Genomic DNA, 18,132 nt, shown 5'->3' with positions numbered 1-18,132 from the left:
CGACATTACCAGGTCCGGCGGCCTTTTCCGGACTTGTGGAGGGGTGGGCGCGGACCATTCGGCTTGACGCATCCAAGTCACGCTGCGTAACCTCACAGTGAGTTACCAGCCACGCGGCGGAGCCGCAGATTGTCCCAGCGTCCGGGGAGCCTTATGTCCAGCGAATACGCAAAGCAGCTCGGGGCCAAGCTCCGCGCCATCCGCACCCAGCAGGGCCTCTCGCTCCATGGCGTGGAGGAGAAGTCACAGGGCCGTTGGAAGGCCGTGGTGGTGGGGTCGTACGAGCGCGGTGACCGCGCGGTGACCGTGCAGCGCCTCGCCGAGCTGGCCGATTTCTACGGGGTTCCGGTGCAGGAGTTGCTGCCGGGCACGACACCGGGCGGAGCGGCCGAGCCGCCGCCGAAGCTCGTCCTGGACCTGGAGCGGCTCGCCCATGTCCCGCAGGAGAAGGCCGGCCCGCTCCAGCGTTACGCGGCGACCATCCAGAGCCAGCGTGGCGACTACAACGGCAAGGTGCTGTCGATCCGCCAGGACGACCTGCGCACCCTCGCGGTCATCTACGACCAGTCGCCGTCGGTCCTCACCGAGCAGCTGATCAGCTGGGGCGTGCTGGACGCGGACGCGCGCCGCGCCGTGGCCCACGACGAGGGCTGACAGCCCGGTACAGAACAGCAGAAACGTCACATCCGGAAGGGGCGGACCGCAGCCGGCGGGCCGTCCCTTCCGGGGCGTCCGGGCATCCGGACACTGCCGCCGGCCGTCCGGCGGCAGCGGGGGCGTCAGGCCGCGCCCGCGTCGTACAGCCTGCCGATGACCTCCGGGAGCAGCCGCTCCGTCAGGCGGGGCGGCAGCGCCTGGAGCACGGCGAGCACCGGCGCCATCCGCTCCGGCAGCCGCCCGTCGGCGCCGATGCCCGCGAGCCCGAGGGCGAGAGCCACCTCGTCGGGCCCCAGGAGGTCCGGGTCGAGCAGCGCCGCCGCCCGGACCAGACCGGGGTCGACGCGGGCCGGTCCGTGCCGTACGGCGGCGCCCACGGCCCGCTCCAGGGCGGCGAGCAGCAGCCGTACGGTCTCCGGGTCGGCGACCGCCGCCGTCACCGTCAGATGGAGGTTGGCGGGCGAGCCCCCGTAGGCGGGCTGCGGCTGGAGATACCACCCCTGGCTCCGCATCTCGTCGCCCACCACGAACGGGTCGACGCGCGGGTCGTCGGCGGCCAGCGCCAGCAGCGACGCCTCGGGGCGGGCCAGCAGCCGTACGCCGTCGATGCGGTCGATGCCCTCGGCGAGGGCCGTGGTCGCCCCGTGCACGCGCGTGGCGAGCGCCGCGTAGCCGTCGGTGCCGATCCGCTCCAGGACCGCCCAGGCGGCGGCCAGCGGCCCTGCGGGCTTGGTGCCCTGGAGGGTCGCGTTGACGACCGGGTAGCCGGGCCAGGACGCGTGGGCGAACCAGCCGTGCCGGCGCAGCTCCGCGTCGCGCGTCAGCAGCACCGAGGCGCCCTTCGCCGTGTAGCCGTATTTGTGCAGATCGACCGAGAGAGATGTCACTCCCCGCACCGACAGGTCGAACGCGGGTACGGCCGGTCCGGCGGGCGGCCCGGGCCACGCGTCACCCGGACGGCCCAGTCGCAGATGACCGAGGTACCAGCCGCCGATGCACGCGTCCACATGGCACAGCACCCCGCGCCGGTCGGCCGCCGCCGCCACGTCGGCCACCGGGTCGACGACACCGTGCGCGTACGAGGGCGCGGAGACGACCGCCAGCGCCGTGTCGTCGGTCAGGGCGGCGGCCATCTCGTCGGCGCGCACGCGGTACGTGGCCGGGTCGACCGGCACCACCACGGTCCGCAGCCCGAAGAGCTTCGCCGCCTTGTGGAAGGCGGGGTGCGCGGTGCTGGGCAGGAGCAGTTCCGGGGCGGTGACGCCACGGGTGTGCCGGGCGTGCTCGCGCGCCGTGAGTACGGCGAGCAGGCAGCTCTCGGTGCCGCCGCTGGTGAAGGTGCCCGCGGTACGGTCGTCGCCGCCGAGCAGCCGGGCGGCGCGCGCCACGATGTCGTTCTCCAGGGTCACGACGCTGGGGAAGGCGGTCATGTCGAGCCCGTTGACCCCGGCGAAGCGGGCGGCGGCCTCGGTGGCCAGCTCCTCGATGCCGTCGAGGCCGGAGTCGTAGACGTACGCCATGGTCCGGCCGCCCCGTACCGGCAGATCCCCGGCGCGCAGGGCGGTGAGGCGCGCCAACAGGGCTCGCGCGTCACGGCTTTCGGGGTCGGACTCGGGCTGGTGTGCGGCGCTCACGGCTGCTCCACGGTCGGTACGGACAGGTCGCCGCGGTTGTCGGGATCATCGCGGTCATCGCGGTCATCGCGGTTGTCGAGGTCGTCGGGATCGTCGTCGCGTGCCGCCGACTCCTCGCGCAGCCGCACCAGTTCGGCCTCGGGCAGCCGGTAGCGGCCCAGCAGCGGCAGGCTGACGAGCAGCAGGAGCGCCGGCAGGGCGCCGAATCCGACGACGATCGCCGTGAGCGCGGAGCCCGGCTGGTCGACGCGGTGGGTGGCGTCCGAGGAGACGAAGCCCCCGATCGACAGGACGAGCCCGAACAGCCCCGGCCCGACGGCGAGTCCAAGGGTCTCCCCCGCCGTCCACAGCCCGGTGAAGAGCCCGGCCCTGCGCCGACGGCCGGTGTACGCGTCGGCGGCGACGGCGTCCCCGAGCATCGCCATCGGCAGCATCTGCATGCCGGCGTAGCCCACCCCGGCCAGTGCCACGCCCCCGTACACCGCGACTTCGGGCAACTCCCTTGCCAGCGAGGCGAGTACCGCTCCGGCGAGGAAACAGCAGGACGCGGCGACGGCGGCGGCCCGCTTGCCGGTGCGCCGCCCGGCCGCCAGCCACAGCGGCATCGCGAGCAGCGACGGCACGATCAGGCAGGCGAACAGGAGTGTGGTGGCGGCGGGCCGGCCGAGGATGTACGTGGCGAAGTACTGGGCGCCCGCGAGCATCAGGCCGGTCGCCGCCGCCTGCACGACGAACGCGGCGAGCAGCCACAGGAACGGCCGGTTGGACCGGGCGGCGCGCAGTTGGGCGACCAGTCCGCCGGGAGCGCCGGTGGTGGTGCGCAGCACGTCGGGCGTACGGGCGGTGGCGGCGAACGCGGCGAGCATCCCGGCGCAGAGCAGCGCGCCGATGACGACGCCCATCAGCCGGTAGCCGCCCGGCGTGCCGGGGCTGTCGGCGGTGGAGCCCGCGATGAGCGGCGCGACGGCGCCGGACAGCAGGATCGCCGCGCCGAGGAAGGCGACGCGCCAGGACATGACGCGGGCGCGTTCGTCGGGGTCGGCGGTGAGTTCGGCGGGCAGCGCGACGTACGGGACCTGGAAGCAGGCGTAGCCGGTGGCGGTCAGCAGGAAGAGGACGGCCACGTAGCCGGCGGCCCAGCCGCGTTCCAGGTCGGGCGCCGCGAACATGGCGGCGAAGCAGACCGGCATGGTGAGCGCGCCGGCGAGCATCCAGGGGCGGCGGGGTCCCCAGCGGTGCCGCGTACGGTCGGAGAGGCTGCCGATCCAGGGGTTGAGCGCCACGTCCCACGCCTTGGGCAGGAAGACCAGCAGACCGGCGATCCCGGCGGCGACGCCGAGGATGTCGGTCAGGTAGTAGAGCAGCATCAGCCCGGGGACGGTGCCGAAGGTGCCGGTGGCGAACGACCCGAGCCCGTAGCCGATCCGGACCCGGGCCCTCAACGCGGCACTTCCCGGGCGCGGTTGGTCCATGCGCGGCAACTTAGGCCACAGCTCGGAACGGGCACCAGGCCCGAAGCAGAAGAATGTTCATCTTCGCCGGGTCCCCCTCAAGCGCGATACGGGCCGCCCAGACGGGCCGCGCGGCGCTTGGGGGCAGACCTGCGGCGCCTGTCCTCAATTGCCGGACGGGCCGCATGCGCGGCCCGTCCGGCGCTCGATGAGGAACCGGCCACCGCGCTAGTCGGCGCGCAGCAGGCTCGGCTTGAGGTCCTTGAAGCGGCCGAGGAGGCCGTTCACGAAGGACGGTGACTCGTCGGTGGAGAACTCCTTGGCGAGCTGTACCGCCTCGTCTATCACCACGGCGTCGGGCGTCCCGTCCACCCATACCAGCTCGTACGTGCCGAGCCGGACGATGTTCCGGTCGACGACCGGCATCCGGTCGAGCGTCCAGCCCACCGAGTAGGTGGAGATGAGCTCGTCGATCCGGTCCGCGTACCGCGCGTACCCCTCGACCAGCTCCATCGTGTATTCGCTGACCGGCGGCTGGCGGTCGTCGGTCCGGGCGTGCCGGAGCCAGTCCGCGAGGACCGTCTGCACGGGCGCCCCGCGCTGGTCGGCCTCGAAAAGGATCTGGAAGGCGCGCTTGCGGGCCTTGTTGCGGGCAGCCACGGTTAGCTGTTCACCCGGCCGAGGTACTCACCGGAGCGCGTGTCGACCTTGATCTTCTCGCCGGTCGTGATGAAGAGCGGGACACCGATCTCGTAACCGGTCTCCAGCTTGGCGGGCTTGGAGCCGCCGGTGGAGCGGTCGCCCTGCACACCGGGGTCGGTGTGCTCGATGACCAGTTCGACGGCGGCGGGCAGCTCGACGTAGAGCGCGTTGCCCTCGTACATCGCCACCGTGGCCTCGAAGCCCTCCAGGAGGAAGTTCGCGGCGTCGCCGACGACCTCCCGGCTGACGTGGATCTGGTCGTAGGTGCCCATGTCCATGAAGACGAAGTACTCGCCGTCCATGAATGAGAACTGCATGTCGCGGCGGTCGACGCTGGCCGTCTCGACCTTCACGCCGGCGTTGAAGGTCTTGTCGACGACCTTGCCGGAGAGCACGTTCTTCAGCTTGGTGCGGACAAAGGCGGGGCCCTTGCCGGGCTTGACATGCTGAAACTCGACGACGGACCAGAGCTGGCCGGAGTCGAGCTTGAGAACCATGCCGTTCTTGAGGTCGTTCGTGGAAGCCACGGTTGCGGAATCTCCTGGACTGAAGCGGGGTGGGACCACGGGTGCGCGCCACCACCGCGACCGGCGAAAAGCTTGCCGGAGCACTAGAGCGCGAGCAGTTCCTTGGTCGTGATGGTGAGTAGCTCGGGTCCGCCGTCCGCCTCGGGGCGGACGACGAGCGTGTCATCGATCCGGACACCGCCCCGGCCCGGGAGGTGAACCCCCGGTTCGACGGTGACCGGCACACAAGCGTCCAGTTTACCCATGGCGGTGGGTGCCAACTGCGGGTCCTCGTCGATTTCGAGTCCCACACCGTGTCCGGTACGGGCCGCGAGCCCCTCCCCGTACCCCGCCGACTCCAGCGGGCGGCGGGCCGCGCGGTCCACGTCGCGGTAGGCGGTACCGGGCGTCAGAGCCTCCCGACCTGCCCGTTGTGCGGCGAAGACCAGGTCGTACAGCTCGATCTGCCAGTCGGCGGGCGACGATCCGATGACGAAGGTGCGGCCGATCTCGCAGCGGTATCCGTGGTAGTTGGCACCGAGCCGTACGGAGAGGAAATCCCCCTCCTCGACCCTGCGGTCCGAGGGCCGGTGGCCGGGGCGGCCCGCGTTCGGCCCGGTGGCGACCGAGGTCCGGAAGGCCGGTCCGTCGGCGCCGTGGTCGACCAGGCGCCGCTCCAGTTCCAGCGCGAGATGCCGTTCGGTGCGGCCGACGAGGATCGATTCGAGCAGTTCGCCGAGTGCCTGGTCGGAGATCTCGGCGGCGATCCGCAGCTGGGAGATCTCCTCCTCGTCCTTGACCGTCCGCTGCTGTTCGACGGTGCGGCCGAGGTCGGCGAGGAGCAACCGGGGGGCCACGGAGCGCATCGCGCGGTGGCGGGCGACGGTCAGGTGGTGTTCCTCGACGGCGAGGGTCCGGGCCGTGGACGGGTCGATGAGGTCCGCGGCGGCGACCGCCGGATCGCCCGTCGCGGTGGGCAGCACACTCAGGCGCAGCCCGTCGTCGGGGCGGCCTTCGGCGGGGTCGCCGGTGGGGGTGCGGGGGCAGAGCAGTACGTCGCGCTGGTCGGCGACGCCGAGCAGCAGGACGGCGCCCGGCGGGGCGCCGCCGGCGAGATAGCGGACGTTGGCGGGGAGTGACACCAGGGCGGCATCGCTGCCGGCCGCCGAGCACCGGTCGCGCAGCCGCCCGCGACGGACCGCAAACACCTCAGACATGTATCGAGCCTATGAGCGCGGGCCCGGCTCGGCGCGGCCGACGCGGCCGACCGGGGCGGCGGGGCGGGCGCGGGCAGCCGCCCGGCGGCCTGCGGGCGCGGCCCCCGGCGGGCCGCCACTACCAGTTCGGCGGGCTCGCGATCGACCGGGCGAGGACGTCGTCCAGCACGCGGGCCGTCGTCTCGACGTCGTACTTCGAGTTGTCGATGATCGGCAGTCCGGAGCCGTACCAGCCGGCCATCCGGCCGTGGATGCCCGCCACCTCCTCGTCCGAGAGCCTGCGGTTCCCGCTGCGTTCCGCGTTCCGCTCCAGGACGATCTCCAGGCCGGGCAGCAGGACGACGGGCAGCAGACCGGGGCCGACGTGGCGCTTCCAGCCGCCGAGTCCGACGACGGGGCGGTCGGGGAAGACCGCGTCGTCGAGGATGCAGGAGATCCCGTTGGCGAGGAAGTTACGGGCGGCGAAGCCGCAGGTGCGGCGGGCGAGGCGGTACTGCGCCTCGGAGTGCTCGTTCCACCCCGACTGGGGGTCGGCGAAGCCGGAGCAGACCCATTCGCGTACGTCGTCCAGACTGATGTGCGCGGTGGGGACCTGCCGGCGGGCCGCCCAGTGCCGGGCGACGGTCGTCTTGCCCGCGCCGGCGGGACCGATCAGCAGGACGGCGAGCGTGGCGGCGCCCGTACCGCTGTCGGCGAGATGCGGCACGGGCAGCGGAACGGGCCCGCCCGGCGGCAGCTGGATGTGCCCGGTCGAGTCCGGCGGCGGCGCCGGGGGTCCCTGCTGGGGCACGGGGGTCTGCTGCCGCACCGGCGGTATCCGCTGCGGTCCGCTGGGGCGTCCGCCGCCCGGCGGCGGACCCGGATGCGGCGGGCCGTGCGGGGGCGGACCGTTGTGCGGTGGTGGGCCGTTGTGCGTGTGCGGCCCCGGCTGTCCGCCGGGCACCGGCGGTGCGCCGTACGGCGCACCGCCCGGGACGGGCGGGTGCCCGTGGGGCGCGGGAGGGCCTGGTGGCGGGCCGGAGTGCGGTGCGCCGTGCGGGGGCGGACCGTGGGGCGGGGAGCCGTGCGCCCACGCGCCCGCGCCCTGTCCGCCCGCCCCGTGCGCCGAACCATGGGGAGGCGGAAACGGAGCCCCCACTGCGTGCTGCATCCGGTGCCACTCCGTCTCGTACGTCTGACGCTGATCGCTCGGCCGCCCGGCCGACTTGCATTCGAACGGTACCGTCCCCGGCCGTCCCCGGAAGAACGTCAGAAGCCCGCCCCGAGTGCCCGCCGCCCGTTCGGGATTTCCCGTCAGCCGTCGTCGGCCCGCGTCAGCCGTCCAGTTCCTCGGCGACGGCGCGCAGCGCCAGTCGGTACGAGCCGATGCCGAACCCCGCGATCGTGCCACTGGCGACCGCCGCGACGACCGACGTGTGGCGGAATTCCTCGCGGGTGTACGGGTTCGAGATGTGCACCTCGATCAGCGGCGCGGTGCGCTGCGCCGCGGCGTCCCGCATTCCGTACGAATAGTGGGTGAAGGCCCCCGGGTTGAGCACGACGGGGATCGATCCGTCGGCCGCCTCGTGCAGCCAGCGGATCAGCTCGCCCTCGTCGTTCGTCTCGCGCACCTCGACGGCCAAGTCCAGCTCCTTGCCCGTCGATTGGCAGGTCTCCACAAGACCGGCGTACGAGACGGAGCCGTAGACGTCCGGTTCGCGTGAGCCGAGCCGGCCCAGGTTGGGGCCGTTGAGCACCAGCACCCGACGCGTCACTCGGACACCTCCCCGTACGCGGCGAGCAGCACCGCCGGGTCGGGTCCCTCCAGCACGGTCGGCTTGGCCAGACCGTCGAGGACGATGAAACGCAGCAGGTCACCGCGGGACTTCTTGTCGACCTTCATCGTTTCGAGCAACTTGGGCCACTGGTCGCCGCGGTAGGTCAGCGGCAGACCGACGGACTTCAGGACGGCGCTGTGCCGGTCGGCGGTGGTGTCGTCCAACCGGCCCGCGAGACGCCCCAGTTCGGCGGCGAAGACCATGCCGATGGAGACGGCCGCGCCGTGCCGCCATTTGTAGCGTTCGTTCTTCTCGATGGCGTGGGCGAGCGTGTGGCCGTAGTTCAGGATCTCGCGTACGCCGGACTCCTTGAGGTCGTTGGACACGACCTCGGCCTTGACGCGGATGGAGCGCTCGATCAGCTCGGCGGTGTGCGGTCCGGCGGGCGAGCGCGCGCCTTCGGGGTCGGCCTCCACCAGATCGAGAATGGCCGGATCGGCGATGAAGCCCGCCTTGATGATCTCGGCCATGCCGCTCACGTAGTCGTGCACGGGCAGCGAGTCCAGCGCCGCGAGGTCGCAGAGCACCCCGGCGGGCGGGTGGAAGGCACCGACGAGGTTCTTGCCCTCGGCGGTGTTGATGCCGGTCTTGCCGCCGATCGCCGCGTCGACCATGCCGAGGACGGTCGTCGGTACGGCGATCCACCGCACCCCGCGCAGCCAGGTCGCCGCGACGAAGCCCGCGACGTCGGTGGTGGCGCCGCCGCCGACGCCGACGATGACGTCGCTGCGGGTGAAGCCGGTCTGGCCGAGCGCCTTCCAGCAGTAGGCGGCGACCTCGACGGTCTTGGCCTCCTCGGCGTTCGGCAGCTGGATGGCGACCGCCTCGTACCCCTGGTCCGCCAGATCCTGGCGCAGTGTCTCGCCGGTCTCGGCGAGCGCTTCGGGGTGCAGCACGGCGACGCGCTTGACCCGGGGGCCGATGAGTACGGGCAGCTCGCCCAGCAGTTGGCGGCCGACCAGCACCTCGTACGGGTCGTGGCCCGCGGTGCCGCCGACCTGGATGCGGGTGACCGGCTGGGCCTGGTCCGTCGTCATGCCTGGTTCTCCTTGCCGGGGGTGATGGACGGATCCGCGCCGGGAATGGCCGCCGCGCCCAGCTCCAGCGCCTCGATGACGGCTTCGGCGACCTCTTCGGGCGCCCGCTCGTCGGTCGGGACGACCGCGCGTGCGACCTCCGTGTACAGGGCGCGGCGCTCCTCCATCAGCAGCTTCCACTGCTGGCGGGGGTTGATGGCGAGCAGCGGGCGGGCGAGGCCGAGGCCGGTACGCCGAACCGCCTCGTTCGCCTCCATCGAGAGGTAGACGACGGGGAGACCGGCGAGCAGTTCGCGGGTGTCCTTGTCGAGGACCGCGCCACCGCCGAGCGCGAGGACGCCGGCGTGTTCGGCGAGCGCGCCGCGTACGGCGGCCCGCTCCAGGTCGCGGAAGTGCTGCTCGCCGTCGTCGAAGAAGATGTCCGAGATCTCGCGGCCCTCGGCGGCGACGATGTCCGCGTCGGTGTCCCGGTAATCGGTGTCGAGGCGTTCGGCGAGCAGCGCGCCGACGGTGGTCTTGCCGACCCCCATGGGGCCGACCAGGACGATCAGCGGGCCGCTCATCGGATCACCAGGTTCTCAAGGTACGACTCGACGTTGCGCCGGGTCTCGGGGACGCTGTCGCCGCCGAACTTCTCGGCCACGGCGTCGGCGAGGGTCAGCGCGACCATGGCCTCCGCCACGATGCCCGCAGCGGGCACCGCGCAGACGTCGGAGCGCTGGTGGTGCGCCTTGGCGGGCTCGCCGGTGGCGACGTCGATGGTGGCGAGCGCGCGGGGCACGGTCGCGATGGGCTTCATCGCGGCCCGTACGCGCAGCGGTTCGCCGGTCGTCAGACCGCCTTCGGTGCCGCCGGAGCGGCCCGAGGCGCGCCTGATGCCCTCGTCGGTGATCATGATCTCGTCGTGCGCCTGGGAGCCGGGCACCCGGGCGAGACCGAAGCCGTCGCCGACCTCGACGCCCTTGATGGCCTGGATGCCCATGAGGGCGGCGGCGAGCCGGGCGTCGAGCCTGCGGTCCCAGTGGACGTGCGAGCCGAGGCCGACCGGCACGCCGTACGCCAGCACCTCGACCACGCCGCCGAGGGTGTCACCGTCCTTGTGGGCCTGGTCGATCTCGGCGACCATCGCCTCGCTGGCCTCGGGGTCCAGGCAGCGCACCGGGTCGGCGTCGAGCCGCTCGACGTCGCCGGGAGCCGGGTAGACGCCGTACGGGGCCTTGGCGGTGGCCAGTTCGACCACGTGGGACACGATCTCGATCCCGGCCGTCTCCTTCAGATACGACCGCGCGACCGCGCCGAGCGCGACCCTGGCCGCCGTCTCCCGGGCGCTGGCACGCTCCAGGATCGGCCGGGCCTCGGTCGCCCCGTACTTCTGCATGCCCGCGAGGTCGGCGTGGCCGGGGCGCGGCCGGGTCAGCGGCTCGTTACGGGCGAGCCCGGCCAGGATCTCGGGGTCGACCGGGTCGGCCGACATGACCTGCTCCCACTTGGGCCACTCGGTGTTGCCGACCATGATCGCGACCGGCGACCCCATGGTCAGGCCGTGCCGGACACCACCGAGGAAGGTCACCTCGTCGCGCTCGAACTTCATGCGCGCGCCACGTCCGTAGCCGAGGCGCCGCCGGGCGAGATGGTCGCCGACGATCTCCGTGGTGATCGGTACACCCGCGGGAAGGCCCTCCAGGGTCGCGACGAGTGCGGGTCCGTGCGACTCCCCCGCGGTCAGCCAGCGCAACCTGCTCAACGGTGCTCCTCGGTAACTCTCGACAGCTTCGACGGTACGACTGCGGTACGCATCCTCGGGCCCCGATCCTGCCATGACCGGCCACCCGCCCCGCGACTCCGTCCAGCCTGCGGATACGAACCTGGATACGGAACCGGACACCGACCCGGACAGGGCCTAGTGAGCTCCGAGCGCCTGTTCGCCGGCCTTGCGCATCACGGCGAGCGGCGCGGGCGCCCGGCCGGTCATCCGCTCGACCTGGAGGACGGCCTGGTGCACGAGGAGGTCGAGGCCGCCGACCACCGGGCCGCCCCGCGCGGACCAGCCGGCGGCGAGTGGGGTGGGCCAGGGGTCGTACAGCACGTCGAAGAGAGTGCCGGGGCGGTCGGGGAGCCGGTGCGCCAGCGTGTCGGTGGCTCCGGCGGGGGTCGTCGCGATCACCAGCGGCGCGCCGAGCGCGTCGGCCGCCCGCGACCAGTCGGCGGTGCGGACGTCGACACCGAGGCGGGTCCCCCAGCCGCGCATCTCGGCGGCGCGGGCCTCGCTGCGTACGTAGGCGGTGACCGGCCCCGTGCAGACACGCGAGAGCGCGGCGAGCGCGGACGACGCGGTCGCGCCGGCGCCGAGGACGGCCGCCGACTCCACCGTGCCGACGCCGCGCTCGCGCAGGGCGGCGAGCATGCCGGGGATGTCGGTGTTGTCGCCCGTACGCCGGCCGTCGCCGTCGATGACGACGGTGTTGACGGCCTCCACCGACGCCGCCGTCCCGCTGACCTCGTCGAGCAGCGGGATGACGGCGCGCTTCAGCGGCATGGTCAGGGAGAGCCCCGCCCAGGACGGATCGAGGCCGGTGAGGAAGGCGGGGAGCTGGGCCTCGGTCACTTCGAAACGGTCGTACGACCAGTGGGTGAGGCCCAGTTCCGCGTATGCCGCCCGGTGCAGTACCGGGGAGAGGGAGTGCGCGATGGGCGAGCCGAGGACGGCCGCCCTGCGTTCGGTGGTCCTACTCGTCCGCATTCTTCTGTCGATCGTTGAATTCCTTGACCAGCTTCTCGTGCTCGGCCAGGGTCTTGGTGAATTGGGTGGTCTTGCCGTCGATGGAGATGAAGAACATCCAGGCACCCGAGTCCGGCGCCTTCGTGGCATTCAGCGCGTCGGCCCCCGGATTTCCGATCGGACCTGGCGGAAGACCCTTGTGGAAGTACGTGTTGTACGGGTCGGAGTTGCCCCTGATCTCCGCCGTGGAGATATCGATCTCGCTCTCGTTCTTCAGATAGTTGAACGCCGAGTCGAATTCGAGCTTCTGATTGGTGGCCGTGTTCGTCGGCTTCAGCCTGTTGAAGACGACGGCCGCCATCTTCTTGAAGTCGTCGTGCGTCATGCCTTCGGCCTGCACCAGGCTGGCCACGGTGACGACGTCGAGCGGCGAGTCGAGGCCGAGATCCTTGGCCGTTTTTTCCAGGTCGTACTTCTTGTACTCCTGGTTGGAGCGCGCGACCATCTGCTTGAGGATGTCCTCGGGCTTGGTCTTCTCACCGATGTCGTAACGCGCGGGGTAGAGGAATCCTTCGAGCGGATCCTTTATGTTCTTGTCGTCGTCGGCCCACTCGGGCAGGCCGAGTTTGCCGGCCTTCGCCTTGGCGACATCCGCGGTGGTACCGGGGTCGAGCTGGAGCTTCGTGTCGATGAATCCGTACACCGTGACAGCACGCGTGCCCTCGCCGATGGTCAGCGAATTCAGATTGGCCGGGTCGGTCATCAGGTCGACCGCCGACTTGGCCGACATCTCCTTCTTCAGCGGATAGACGCCGGGCTGGATCGCCTTGCCCTTGGGGTGCTCACCCGCCGCGTCGATGAACGCCTGCGCGCTCTTGACCACACCGGCCTTCTTGAGCAGATTGCCCATTTCGGCGAGGCCGGCGCCCTTCGGGATCTCGACCTGGACGGTGCCCGTACCGGCACCCGCGAAGTCGGCGGGGGGACCGAAGCGTTCCTGCCAGAACTGGTAGGCGTAGTACCCGCCGCCGGCCACTCCTGCGACGAGGACGAGGGAGGCCACCAGACAGGCGCCGCCGCCGCGGCGCTTCTTCTTCGACTTGCCGCGGCGGTCACGTCCGCCGCCTCCGCCGCGCCGGCCGTCACCCGAGTCGTCGTAGTCGTCCCGGTCGTCCCGGTCGTCGCGGTCATCCCGGTCGTCAAGAAGACGGGGCCGGTCGTCGTCGCGGTCCTCGCCGGTGAAGAACGGGTGCGTCTCCTCGGGCTGCGGGCCGTCCCAGTCGCTCTCGGGCTGTGCCGGGGACGGGGGCTCGGCCTGGCGGTGTCCCGGCGGGCGCGGCGGCGGGTACGCGTCGGAGGTGCCGTACCGGTCCGGGTTCTCGCCGCCGTAGCCACCGCTCTGCTGGCCGGCGTAGGGGTCGCCCGGATTCTCGCCGTACGGCATGGCCGCCTGCTGGCCGGTGTCCCAACCGCCGCCGTACTGGGGGTCGTTGGGATGCCCGCCGGTGTAGGGCCGCTGGTTGCCGTACTGCTGCTCGTTGTACTGCTGCTGCGGGTACTGGGACTGCTGATGCTGGGGGTCGTACTGCTGCTGCGAACGCTGTTGCTGCTGATGCTGGGGGTGCTGCTGGGGCTGGTGCTGCTGGACGTACTGCTGCCCCGTGTCCCAAGCGCCCCCGTCGTACTGGGGGTCGTACTGCTGCTCCGGGTGCTGCTGGGGGTGCTGTTGCTGGGGGTGCTGTTGCTGGGGGTGCTGTTGCTGCGCGTACTGCTGCTGACCCGTGTCCCAGCCACCGGTGTCGTACTGGGAGTCGTACTGCTGCTGCGGGTGGGGCTGCTGCGGCTGAGCCTGCGCGTCGTAAGGAGGCCGGCCGTCGGCGGCCTGCTGCGCTCCCCACCCCTGGTCCCCGTACAAGGGGTCCTCGGGGTGCCACGGTTCAGGGCCTCGGCCCTGGCCATAGTCAGTCATCGATCCCCTAGAGCCGCGAGGCGCCCGGTGCCGGGCGCGGATGGCCCGGTGTCCGTAACGCCTCTCTCTGTGCGGCAGTTGTTCGAATCCCACCGCATCGCGCGGAACGTTACCGTATCGCGATCAGACAGCCGCCATCCACGCACACAGATAACCGTAAGTATGTTCCGCTTTCGCCCGATTGGGCGTCTCAGGTCTGAACCCGCACACCCTCACCGGGCGGTGCGCCCGAGGCTCGCTCCGACTCCAGCGCGTTCTGCAGAATGATGACGGCCGCCACCTGATCGATGACGGACCGGCCCTTCTTGGCCTTCACACCCGACGCACGCAGGCCTTGACCTGCGGACACCGTGGTCATTCTCTCATCCACGAGGCGTACCGGGACGGGCGCGATACGACGCGCCACCTCCTGCGCGAACGCCCGCACCTTGACCGCCGCCGGCCCCTCGCCGCCGCTGAGCGACCGCGGCAGACCGACCACGACCTCGATCGGCTCGTACTCCTCAACCAGTTGCGCCAGCCTCCGGTGGGCAGCCGGCACATCGCGTCCCGGAACGGTCTCCACCGGTGTCGCGAGGACCCCGTCGGGGTCGCACGAGGCGACCCCGATCCGGGCGTCCCCGACGTCGACGGCCAGTCTGCGGCCCCGGCGCGCGAGCGCCGTCACGCCGTCACGTCCTCGGCCACGTCCTCAGGCCGTCTCGGCGACAAGGCGCTCGACAGCGGCCACGGCGTCGCCGATGGCCGCCGGGTTCTGACCGCCGCCCTGGGCGACGTCCGGCTTGCCGCCGCCTCCGCCGCCGAGGGTCTTGGCGGCGGCGCGCACCAGGTCACCGGCCTTGAGGCCACGCTCACGGGCGGCCTCGTTGGTGGCGATGACCGTCAGCGGGCGCCCGTTGGCCGTCGTGAACAGCGCGACGACCGCCGGCCGGCCGGCGGTGATCCGGCCACGCACGTCGAGTACCAGCTTGCGCAGGTCATCGGCCGACGTGCCGTCCGGCACCTGGCCGGTGACCAGGGCCGTACCCCGTACGTCCTTGGCGCCCTCGACCAGTCCGGCGGCGGCGGCCAGCACCTTCTCCGCGCGGAACTTCTCGATCTCCTTCTCGGCGTCCTTCAGCTTGCCGAGCATGCCGGCGATCTTCTCGGGCAGCTCCTCGGAGCGGCCCTTGACCAGCTCCTGGAGCTGGGCGACGACGGTGTGCTCCCTGGCGAGGAAGTTGTAGGCGTCCACACCCACCAGCGCCTCGATACGGCGCACCCCGGAGCCGATCGAGGACTCGCCGAGCAGCTTCACCAGACCCAGCTGGGCGGTGTTGCGCACATGCGTGCCGCCGCACAGCTCCTTGGAGAAGTCGCCGATGGTGACGACACGGACCCGCTCTCCGTACTTCTCGCCGAACTCGGCGATGGCGCCCTGCTTCTTGGCGTCCTCGATGGACATGACCTCGGCCTGGACGTCGAGTTCCCGGGCGAGGACTTCGTTGATCTTCTGCTCGACGTCGGTGAGAACCGTGCCCGGTACGGCGGCGGGCGAGCCGAAGTCGAAGCGGAAGCGGCCCGGCGAGTTCTCGGAGCCGGCCTGGGCGGCCGTGGGGCCGAGCGCGTCGCGCAGCGCCTGGTGCGTCAGATGGGTGGCGCTGTGGGCGCGGGCGATGGCCCGGCGGCGGTGCGTGTCGATGGCGACGAACGCGGCGGAGCCCACCGTGACCTCACCGACCTGCACGGATCCCTTGTGCACCGAGACGCCGGGGACCGGCTGCTGAACGTCGCGCACCTGGATGACGGCGCCGGTGTCGAGCTTGATCCGGCCCTGGTCGGCGAGCTGGCCGCCACCCTCGGCGTAGAACGGGGTGCGGTCGAGTACGACCTCGACCTCGTCGCCCTCGGTGGCGGCGGGCGACGGCACGCCGTCCACGAGCAGGCCGACGATCCGCGACTCGCCCTCGGTGCTGCCGTACCCGGTGAACTCGGTGGAGCCGGAGGTGTCGGCGACCTCGCGGTAGGCGGAGAGGTCGGCGTGGCCGGTCTTCTTGGCCTTGGCGTCGGCCTTGGCCCGGTCCCGCTGCTCCTTCATGAGCCGCCGGAAGCCGTCCTCGTCCACGGCGAGGCCCTGTTCGGCGGCCATTTCGAGGGTGAGGTCGATCGGGAAGCCCCAGGTGTCGTGGAGCAGGAACGCCTTGTCGCCGGCCAGGACCGAGCCGCCGGCGGCCTTGGTCTCGGTGACGGCGGTGTCGAGGATGTTGGTGCCGCCCTTGATGGCCTTGAGGAAGGCTGCTTCCTCGGCGATGGCGACGGTCTCGATGCGCTTGCGGTCGGTGATCAGCTCGGGGTACTGCTCACCCATGGACCCGATGACCACGTTGAGCAGATCGTCGACGACCGGTCCGGTGGCGCCGAGCAGCCGCATGTTGCGTACGGCACGGCGCAGGATACGGCGCAGGACGTAGCCGCGGCCCTCGTTGCCGGGGGTGACGCCGTCACCGATGAGCATCACGGAGGTGCGCATGTGGTCGGTGACGATACGCAGCGAGACGTCCGAGGCGGGGTCGGCGCCGTAGCGGACGCCGGTCAGCTCGGTGGCCTTGTCGATGACGGCCATCGACGTGTCGATCTCGAACATGTTGTTCACGCCCTGGAGAACCATGGCGAGGCGTTCGAGGCCGAGACCCGTGTCGATGTTCTTGGAGGGGAGATCGCCGAGGATCTCGAAGTTCTCCTTGCCCTCACCGGCGCCGCGCTCGTACTGCATGAAGACCAGGTTCCACAGCTCCACGTAGCGCTCGTCGTTGACGGCGGGGCCGCCCTCTTCGCCGAACTCGGGGCCGCGGTCGTAGAAGAGCTCCGAGCAGGGTCCGCAGGGGCCGGGCATGCCCATGGACCAGTAGTTGTCCTTCTTGCCCAGGCGTTGGATCCGCTCGACGGGGAAGCCGACCTTGTCGGTCCAGATGCCGGCGGCCTCGTCGTCGTCCAGATAGACCGTGACCCACAGCCTCTCCGGGTCCAGGCCGTAGCCGCCGTCGGCCACGGACTTGGTCAGCAGCTCCCAGGCGAGCGGGATGACCCCTTCTTTGAAGTAGTCACCGAACGAGAAGTTGCCGCACATCTGGAAGAACGTGCCGTGCCGGGTGGTCTTGCCGACCTCTTCGATGTCCGGCGTACGGACGCACTTCTGAACGCTGGTCAGGCGCGGGGCGGGCGGCTTGACCTCACCGAGGAAGTACGGCTTGAAGGGCACCATGCCCGCGGGGACCAGCAGCAGAGTCGGGTCGTCCGCGATGAGCGACGCCGAAGGCACAACGGTATGCCCGCGCTCCTCGAAGAAGCTCAGCCAGCGGCGGCGGATTTCAGCCGACTCCATCAGTGGTCCTCATTCCGGTTGTGCGGTGTACGCGAGTTGAATCTGTCGCTGTGGTCGTGGTCGTGCTCGTCGGACCGCCGCCGCGCTCGGGCCTCGACGGCGAGGCGGCGGCCTGCGGGGAGTTCGGGGTCGGCGGGTGCGTCGAGCCCCAGCACCTCGCCCAGTTCGGACTCGCGCTGGGCCATGCCCGCCCGGACGTCGAGTGCGAAATCCTTGAGCCGGTGTCCGGCGTCGACGGCCTTGTCGGCCGCCTGCGCGGCAAGACTCTCGGGCGTCAACTGCCGGAGCTTGGTGTGGACCTTGGTGGTGGCCCACACGCCGGCCGCCGCACCCGCGGTGAACCAGAACGTACGGCGGAACATCGCTGCCTCAACCCTTCTGCTTCCTGCTGCGTCGGGCGGACGGAACGGTCCTGCCCACGATGACGGTGCGGCGAACGCGCGCCGCCCGTGCCGGTGCCTCGCGGTCGGCGGGTGCCTGCTCGGCCGGGGCCTTGCGGCCCATCGCCCGCCGCACGCCGTAGCCGAAGGCCGCGACCTTGACCAGCGGGCCGCCGAAGGTCGACGCCACGGTCGTGGAGAGCGCCGACGCGTTGGAGGTGACCTCCTGGACGTCCGTCGCGATGGCGTCGACCCGGTCGAGCTGGGTCTGCGCCGCGCGTACGGTCGCAGACGCGTCCGCCAGCAGCGGTACGGCCTGGTCGGTCACGTCCGCCACGAGTCTGGTGGTCGCCTTGAGCGTCTGGGCCAGCCTCACCAGCACCACGGCGAGAAGGGTGACCAGAACCGCCCAGAAGACGGCCACCAGGATCCCGGCAACCTCTCCACCGGTCACGCTGCACCGCTCTCTGCCGGACCATCCCCGCGGGGTACGGGGAACAAGTCGTTGTCGGCCGACTCAGAACCGGGCGATCCTGGTCGGTCTTGAAAGTCGTCCCTCGACCTTATCGCGCCCGGAGTGGCTCCCCATACCGCTTTACGGCGGTCGCGGACCATACCTCATCGGCCGGGGTACGGAGGGGGAGTTGCCGCAGCTGATTGTACGCAGCGCTTTCGGATGAGT

The 18,132-nt window shown here is 71.4% G+C and carries 17 protein-coding genes; 1 reads left to right on the top strand and 16 read right to left on the bottom strand.

Going from position 1 to position 18,132, the window contains the following annotated elements:
• Window positions 1-153 precede the first annotated feature (153 nt).
• The gene (gene bldD, locus OG700_RS33430; protein ID WP_023542978.1) at window positions 154-654 is read left to right on the top strand and encodes a transcriptional regulator BldD; all 501 of its coding nucleotides are present in this window, start codon (window positions 154-156) and stop codon (window positions 652-654) included.
• Between the two features lie 125 nt (window positions 655-779).
• Here bldD and OG700_RS33425 read toward each other — a convergent pair whose 3' ends face one another.
• The 16 genes from OG700_RS33425 to OG700_RS33350 form a co-directional block, all read right to left on the bottom strand.
• A complete protein-coding gene (locus OG700_RS33425; RefSeq protein ID WP_405620160.1) occupies window positions 780-2,291 on the bottom strand; it encodes a pyridoxal phosphate-dependent decarboxylase family protein in 1,512 nt (503 codons plus the stop codon).
• A complete protein-coding gene (locus tag OG700_RS33420) occupies window positions 2,288-3,763 on the bottom strand; it encodes an MFS transporter (RefSeq protein ID WP_405620158.1) in 1,476 nt (491 codons plus the stop codon). The genes OG700_RS33425 and OG700_RS33420 overlap by 4 nt, the downstream gene beginning before the upstream one ends.
• 207 nt (window positions 3,764-3,970) lie before the next feature.
• Entirely contained in the window at window positions 3,971-4,402 is a 432-nt protein-coding gene (nusB, locus tag OG700_RS33415; RefSeq protein ID WP_405620156.1) for a transcription antitermination factor NusB, read from the bottom strand.
• A gap of 2 nt (window positions 4,403-4,404) precedes the next feature.
• On the bottom strand, window positions 4,405-4,971 hold the full coding sequence (gene efp / locus OG700_RS33410; RefSeq protein WP_405620154.1) for an elongation factor P: 567 nt from the start codon (window positions 4,969-4,971) through the stop codon (window positions 4,405-4,407).
• 83 nt (window positions 4,972-5,054) lie between these two features.
• Entirely contained in the window at window positions 5,055-6,167 is a 1,113-nt protein-coding gene (locus OG700_RS33405) for an aminopeptidase P family protein (protein WP_405620152.1), read from the bottom strand.
• Window positions 6,168-6,285: 118 nt separating this feature from the next.
• Window positions 6,286-7,317, bottom strand: a complete 1,032-nt coding sequence (locus OG700_RS33400) for an AAA family ATPase (protein ID WP_405620150.1) — start codon at window positions 7,315-7,317, stop codon at window positions 6,286-6,288.
• A gap of 163 nt (window positions 7,318-7,480) precedes the next feature.
• A complete protein-coding gene (aroQ, locus tag OG700_RS33395) occupies window positions 7,481-7,921 on the bottom strand; it encodes a type II 3-dehydroquinate dehydratase (RefSeq protein ID WP_405620148.1) in 441 nt (146 codons plus the stop codon).
• Window positions 7,918-9,021, bottom strand: a complete 1,104-nt coding sequence (gene aroB / locus OG700_RS33390; RefSeq protein WP_405620146.1) for a 3-dehydroquinate synthase — start codon at window positions 9,019-9,021, stop codon at window positions 7,918-7,920. Before aroB ends, aroQ begins: the two co-directional genes overlap by 4 nt.
• Complete coding sequence (locus tag OG700_RS33385; protein ID WP_405620144.1) at window positions 9,018-9,584, bottom strand: shikimate kinase; 567 nt, start codon at window positions 9,582-9,584, stop codon at window positions 9,018-9,020. The genes aroB and OG700_RS33385 overlap by 4 nt, the downstream gene beginning before the upstream one ends.
• On the bottom strand, window positions 9,581-10,765 hold the full coding sequence (gene aroC, locus OG700_RS33380) for a chorismate synthase (protein ID WP_405620142.1): 1,185 nt from the start codon (window positions 10,763-10,765) through the stop codon (window positions 9,581-9,583). The genes OG700_RS33385 and aroC overlap by 4 nt, the downstream gene beginning before the upstream one ends.
• Before the next feature lie 156 nt (window positions 10,766-10,921).
• Window positions 10,922-11,761, bottom strand: coding sequence for a shikimate dehydrogenase (locus OG700_RS33375; RefSeq protein ID WP_405620140.1), 840 nt, complete (start codon window positions 11,759-11,761; stop codon window positions 10,922-10,924).
• A complete protein-coding gene (gene mltG / locus OG700_RS33370; RefSeq protein ID WP_405620138.1) occupies window positions 11,748-13,709 on the bottom strand; it encodes an endolytic transglycosylase MltG in 1,962 nt (653 codons plus the stop codon). Before mltG ends, OG700_RS33375 begins: the two co-directional genes overlap by 14 nt.
• Before the next feature lie 190 nt (window positions 13,710-13,899).
• On the bottom strand, window positions 13,900-14,376 hold the full coding sequence (gene ruvX / locus OG700_RS33365) for a Holliday junction resolvase RuvX (RefSeq protein ID WP_405620136.1): 477 nt from the start codon (window positions 14,374-14,376) through the stop codon (window positions 13,900-13,902).
• A gap of 24 nt (window positions 14,377-14,400) precedes the next feature.
• Complete coding sequence (gene alaS, locus OG700_RS33360; protein ID WP_405620134.1) at window positions 14,401-17,070, bottom strand: alanine--tRNA ligase; 2,670 nt, start codon at window positions 17,068-17,070, stop codon at window positions 14,401-14,403.
• Complete coding sequence (locus OG700_RS33355) at window positions 17,070-17,432, bottom strand: DUF6167 family protein (RefSeq protein ID WP_405620132.1); 363 nt, start codon at window positions 17,430-17,432, stop codon at window positions 17,070-17,072. Before OG700_RS33355 ends, alaS begins: the two co-directional genes overlap by 1 nt.
• A gap of 7 nt (window positions 17,433-17,439) precedes the next feature.
• Window positions 17,440-17,904 (bottom strand): DUF948 domain-containing protein, encoded by a 465-nt coding sequence (locus OG700_RS33350; protein ID WP_405620130.1) that lies wholly within the window; start codon window positions 17,902-17,904, stop codon window positions 17,440-17,442.
• Window positions 17,905-18,132 lie beyond the last annotated feature (228 nt).

The organism is Streptomyces sp. NBC_01508, assembly GCF_045040315.1.
GTDB lineage: Bacteria > Actinomycetota > Actinomycetes > Streptomycetales > Streptomycetaceae > Streptomyces.
Note: the sequence above shows the minus strand (reverse complement) of the source record. Positions and strands in the feature narration are given on the sequence as shown.

What these genes read in the sequence shown, in the direction of transcription:
- OG700_RS33355 (WP_405620132.1), bottom strand. Translation starts at nt 17,432, where the DNA reads ATGTTCCGCCGTACGTTCTGGTTCACCGCGGGTGCGGCGGCCGGCGTG.
- OG700_RS33420 (WP_405620158.1), bottom strand. Translation starts at nt 3,763, where the DNA reads ATGGACCAACCGCGCCCGGGAAGTGCCGCGTTGAGGGCCCGGGTCCGG.
- alaS (WP_405620134.1), bottom strand. Translation starts at nt 17,070, where the DNA reads ATGGAGTCGGCTGAAATCCGCCGCCGCTGGCTGAGCTTCTTCGAGGAG.
- OG700_RS33375 (WP_405620140.1), bottom strand. Translation starts at nt 11,761, where the DNA reads ATGCGGACGAGTAGGACCACCGAACGCAGGGCGGCCGTCCTCGGCTCG.
- aroB (WP_405620146.1), bottom strand. Translation starts at nt 9,021, where the DNA reads ATGACGACGGACCAGGCCCAGCCGGTCACCCGCATCCAGGTCGGCGGC.
- bldD (WP_023542978.1), top strand. Translation starts at nt 154, where the DNA reads ATGTCCAGCGAATACGCAAAGCAGCTCGGGGCCAAGCTCCGCGCCATC.
- OG700_RS33385 (WP_405620144.1), bottom strand. Translation starts at nt 9,584, where the DNA reads ATGAGCGGCCCGCTGATCGTCCTGGTCGGCCCCATGGGGGTCGGCAAG.
- mltG (WP_405620138.1), bottom strand. Translation starts at nt 13,709, where the DNA reads ATGACTGACTATGGCCAGGGCCGAGGCCCTGAACCGTGGCACCCCGAG.
- OG700_RS33405 (WP_405620152.1), bottom strand. Translation starts at nt 6,167, where the DNA reads ATGTCTGAGGTGTTTGCGGTCCGTCGCGGGCGGCTGCGCGACCGGTGC.
- OG700_RS33400 (WP_405620150.1), bottom strand. Translation starts at nt 7,317, where the DNA reads ATGCAGCACGCAGTGGGGGCTCCGTTTCCGCCTCCCCATGGTTCGGCG.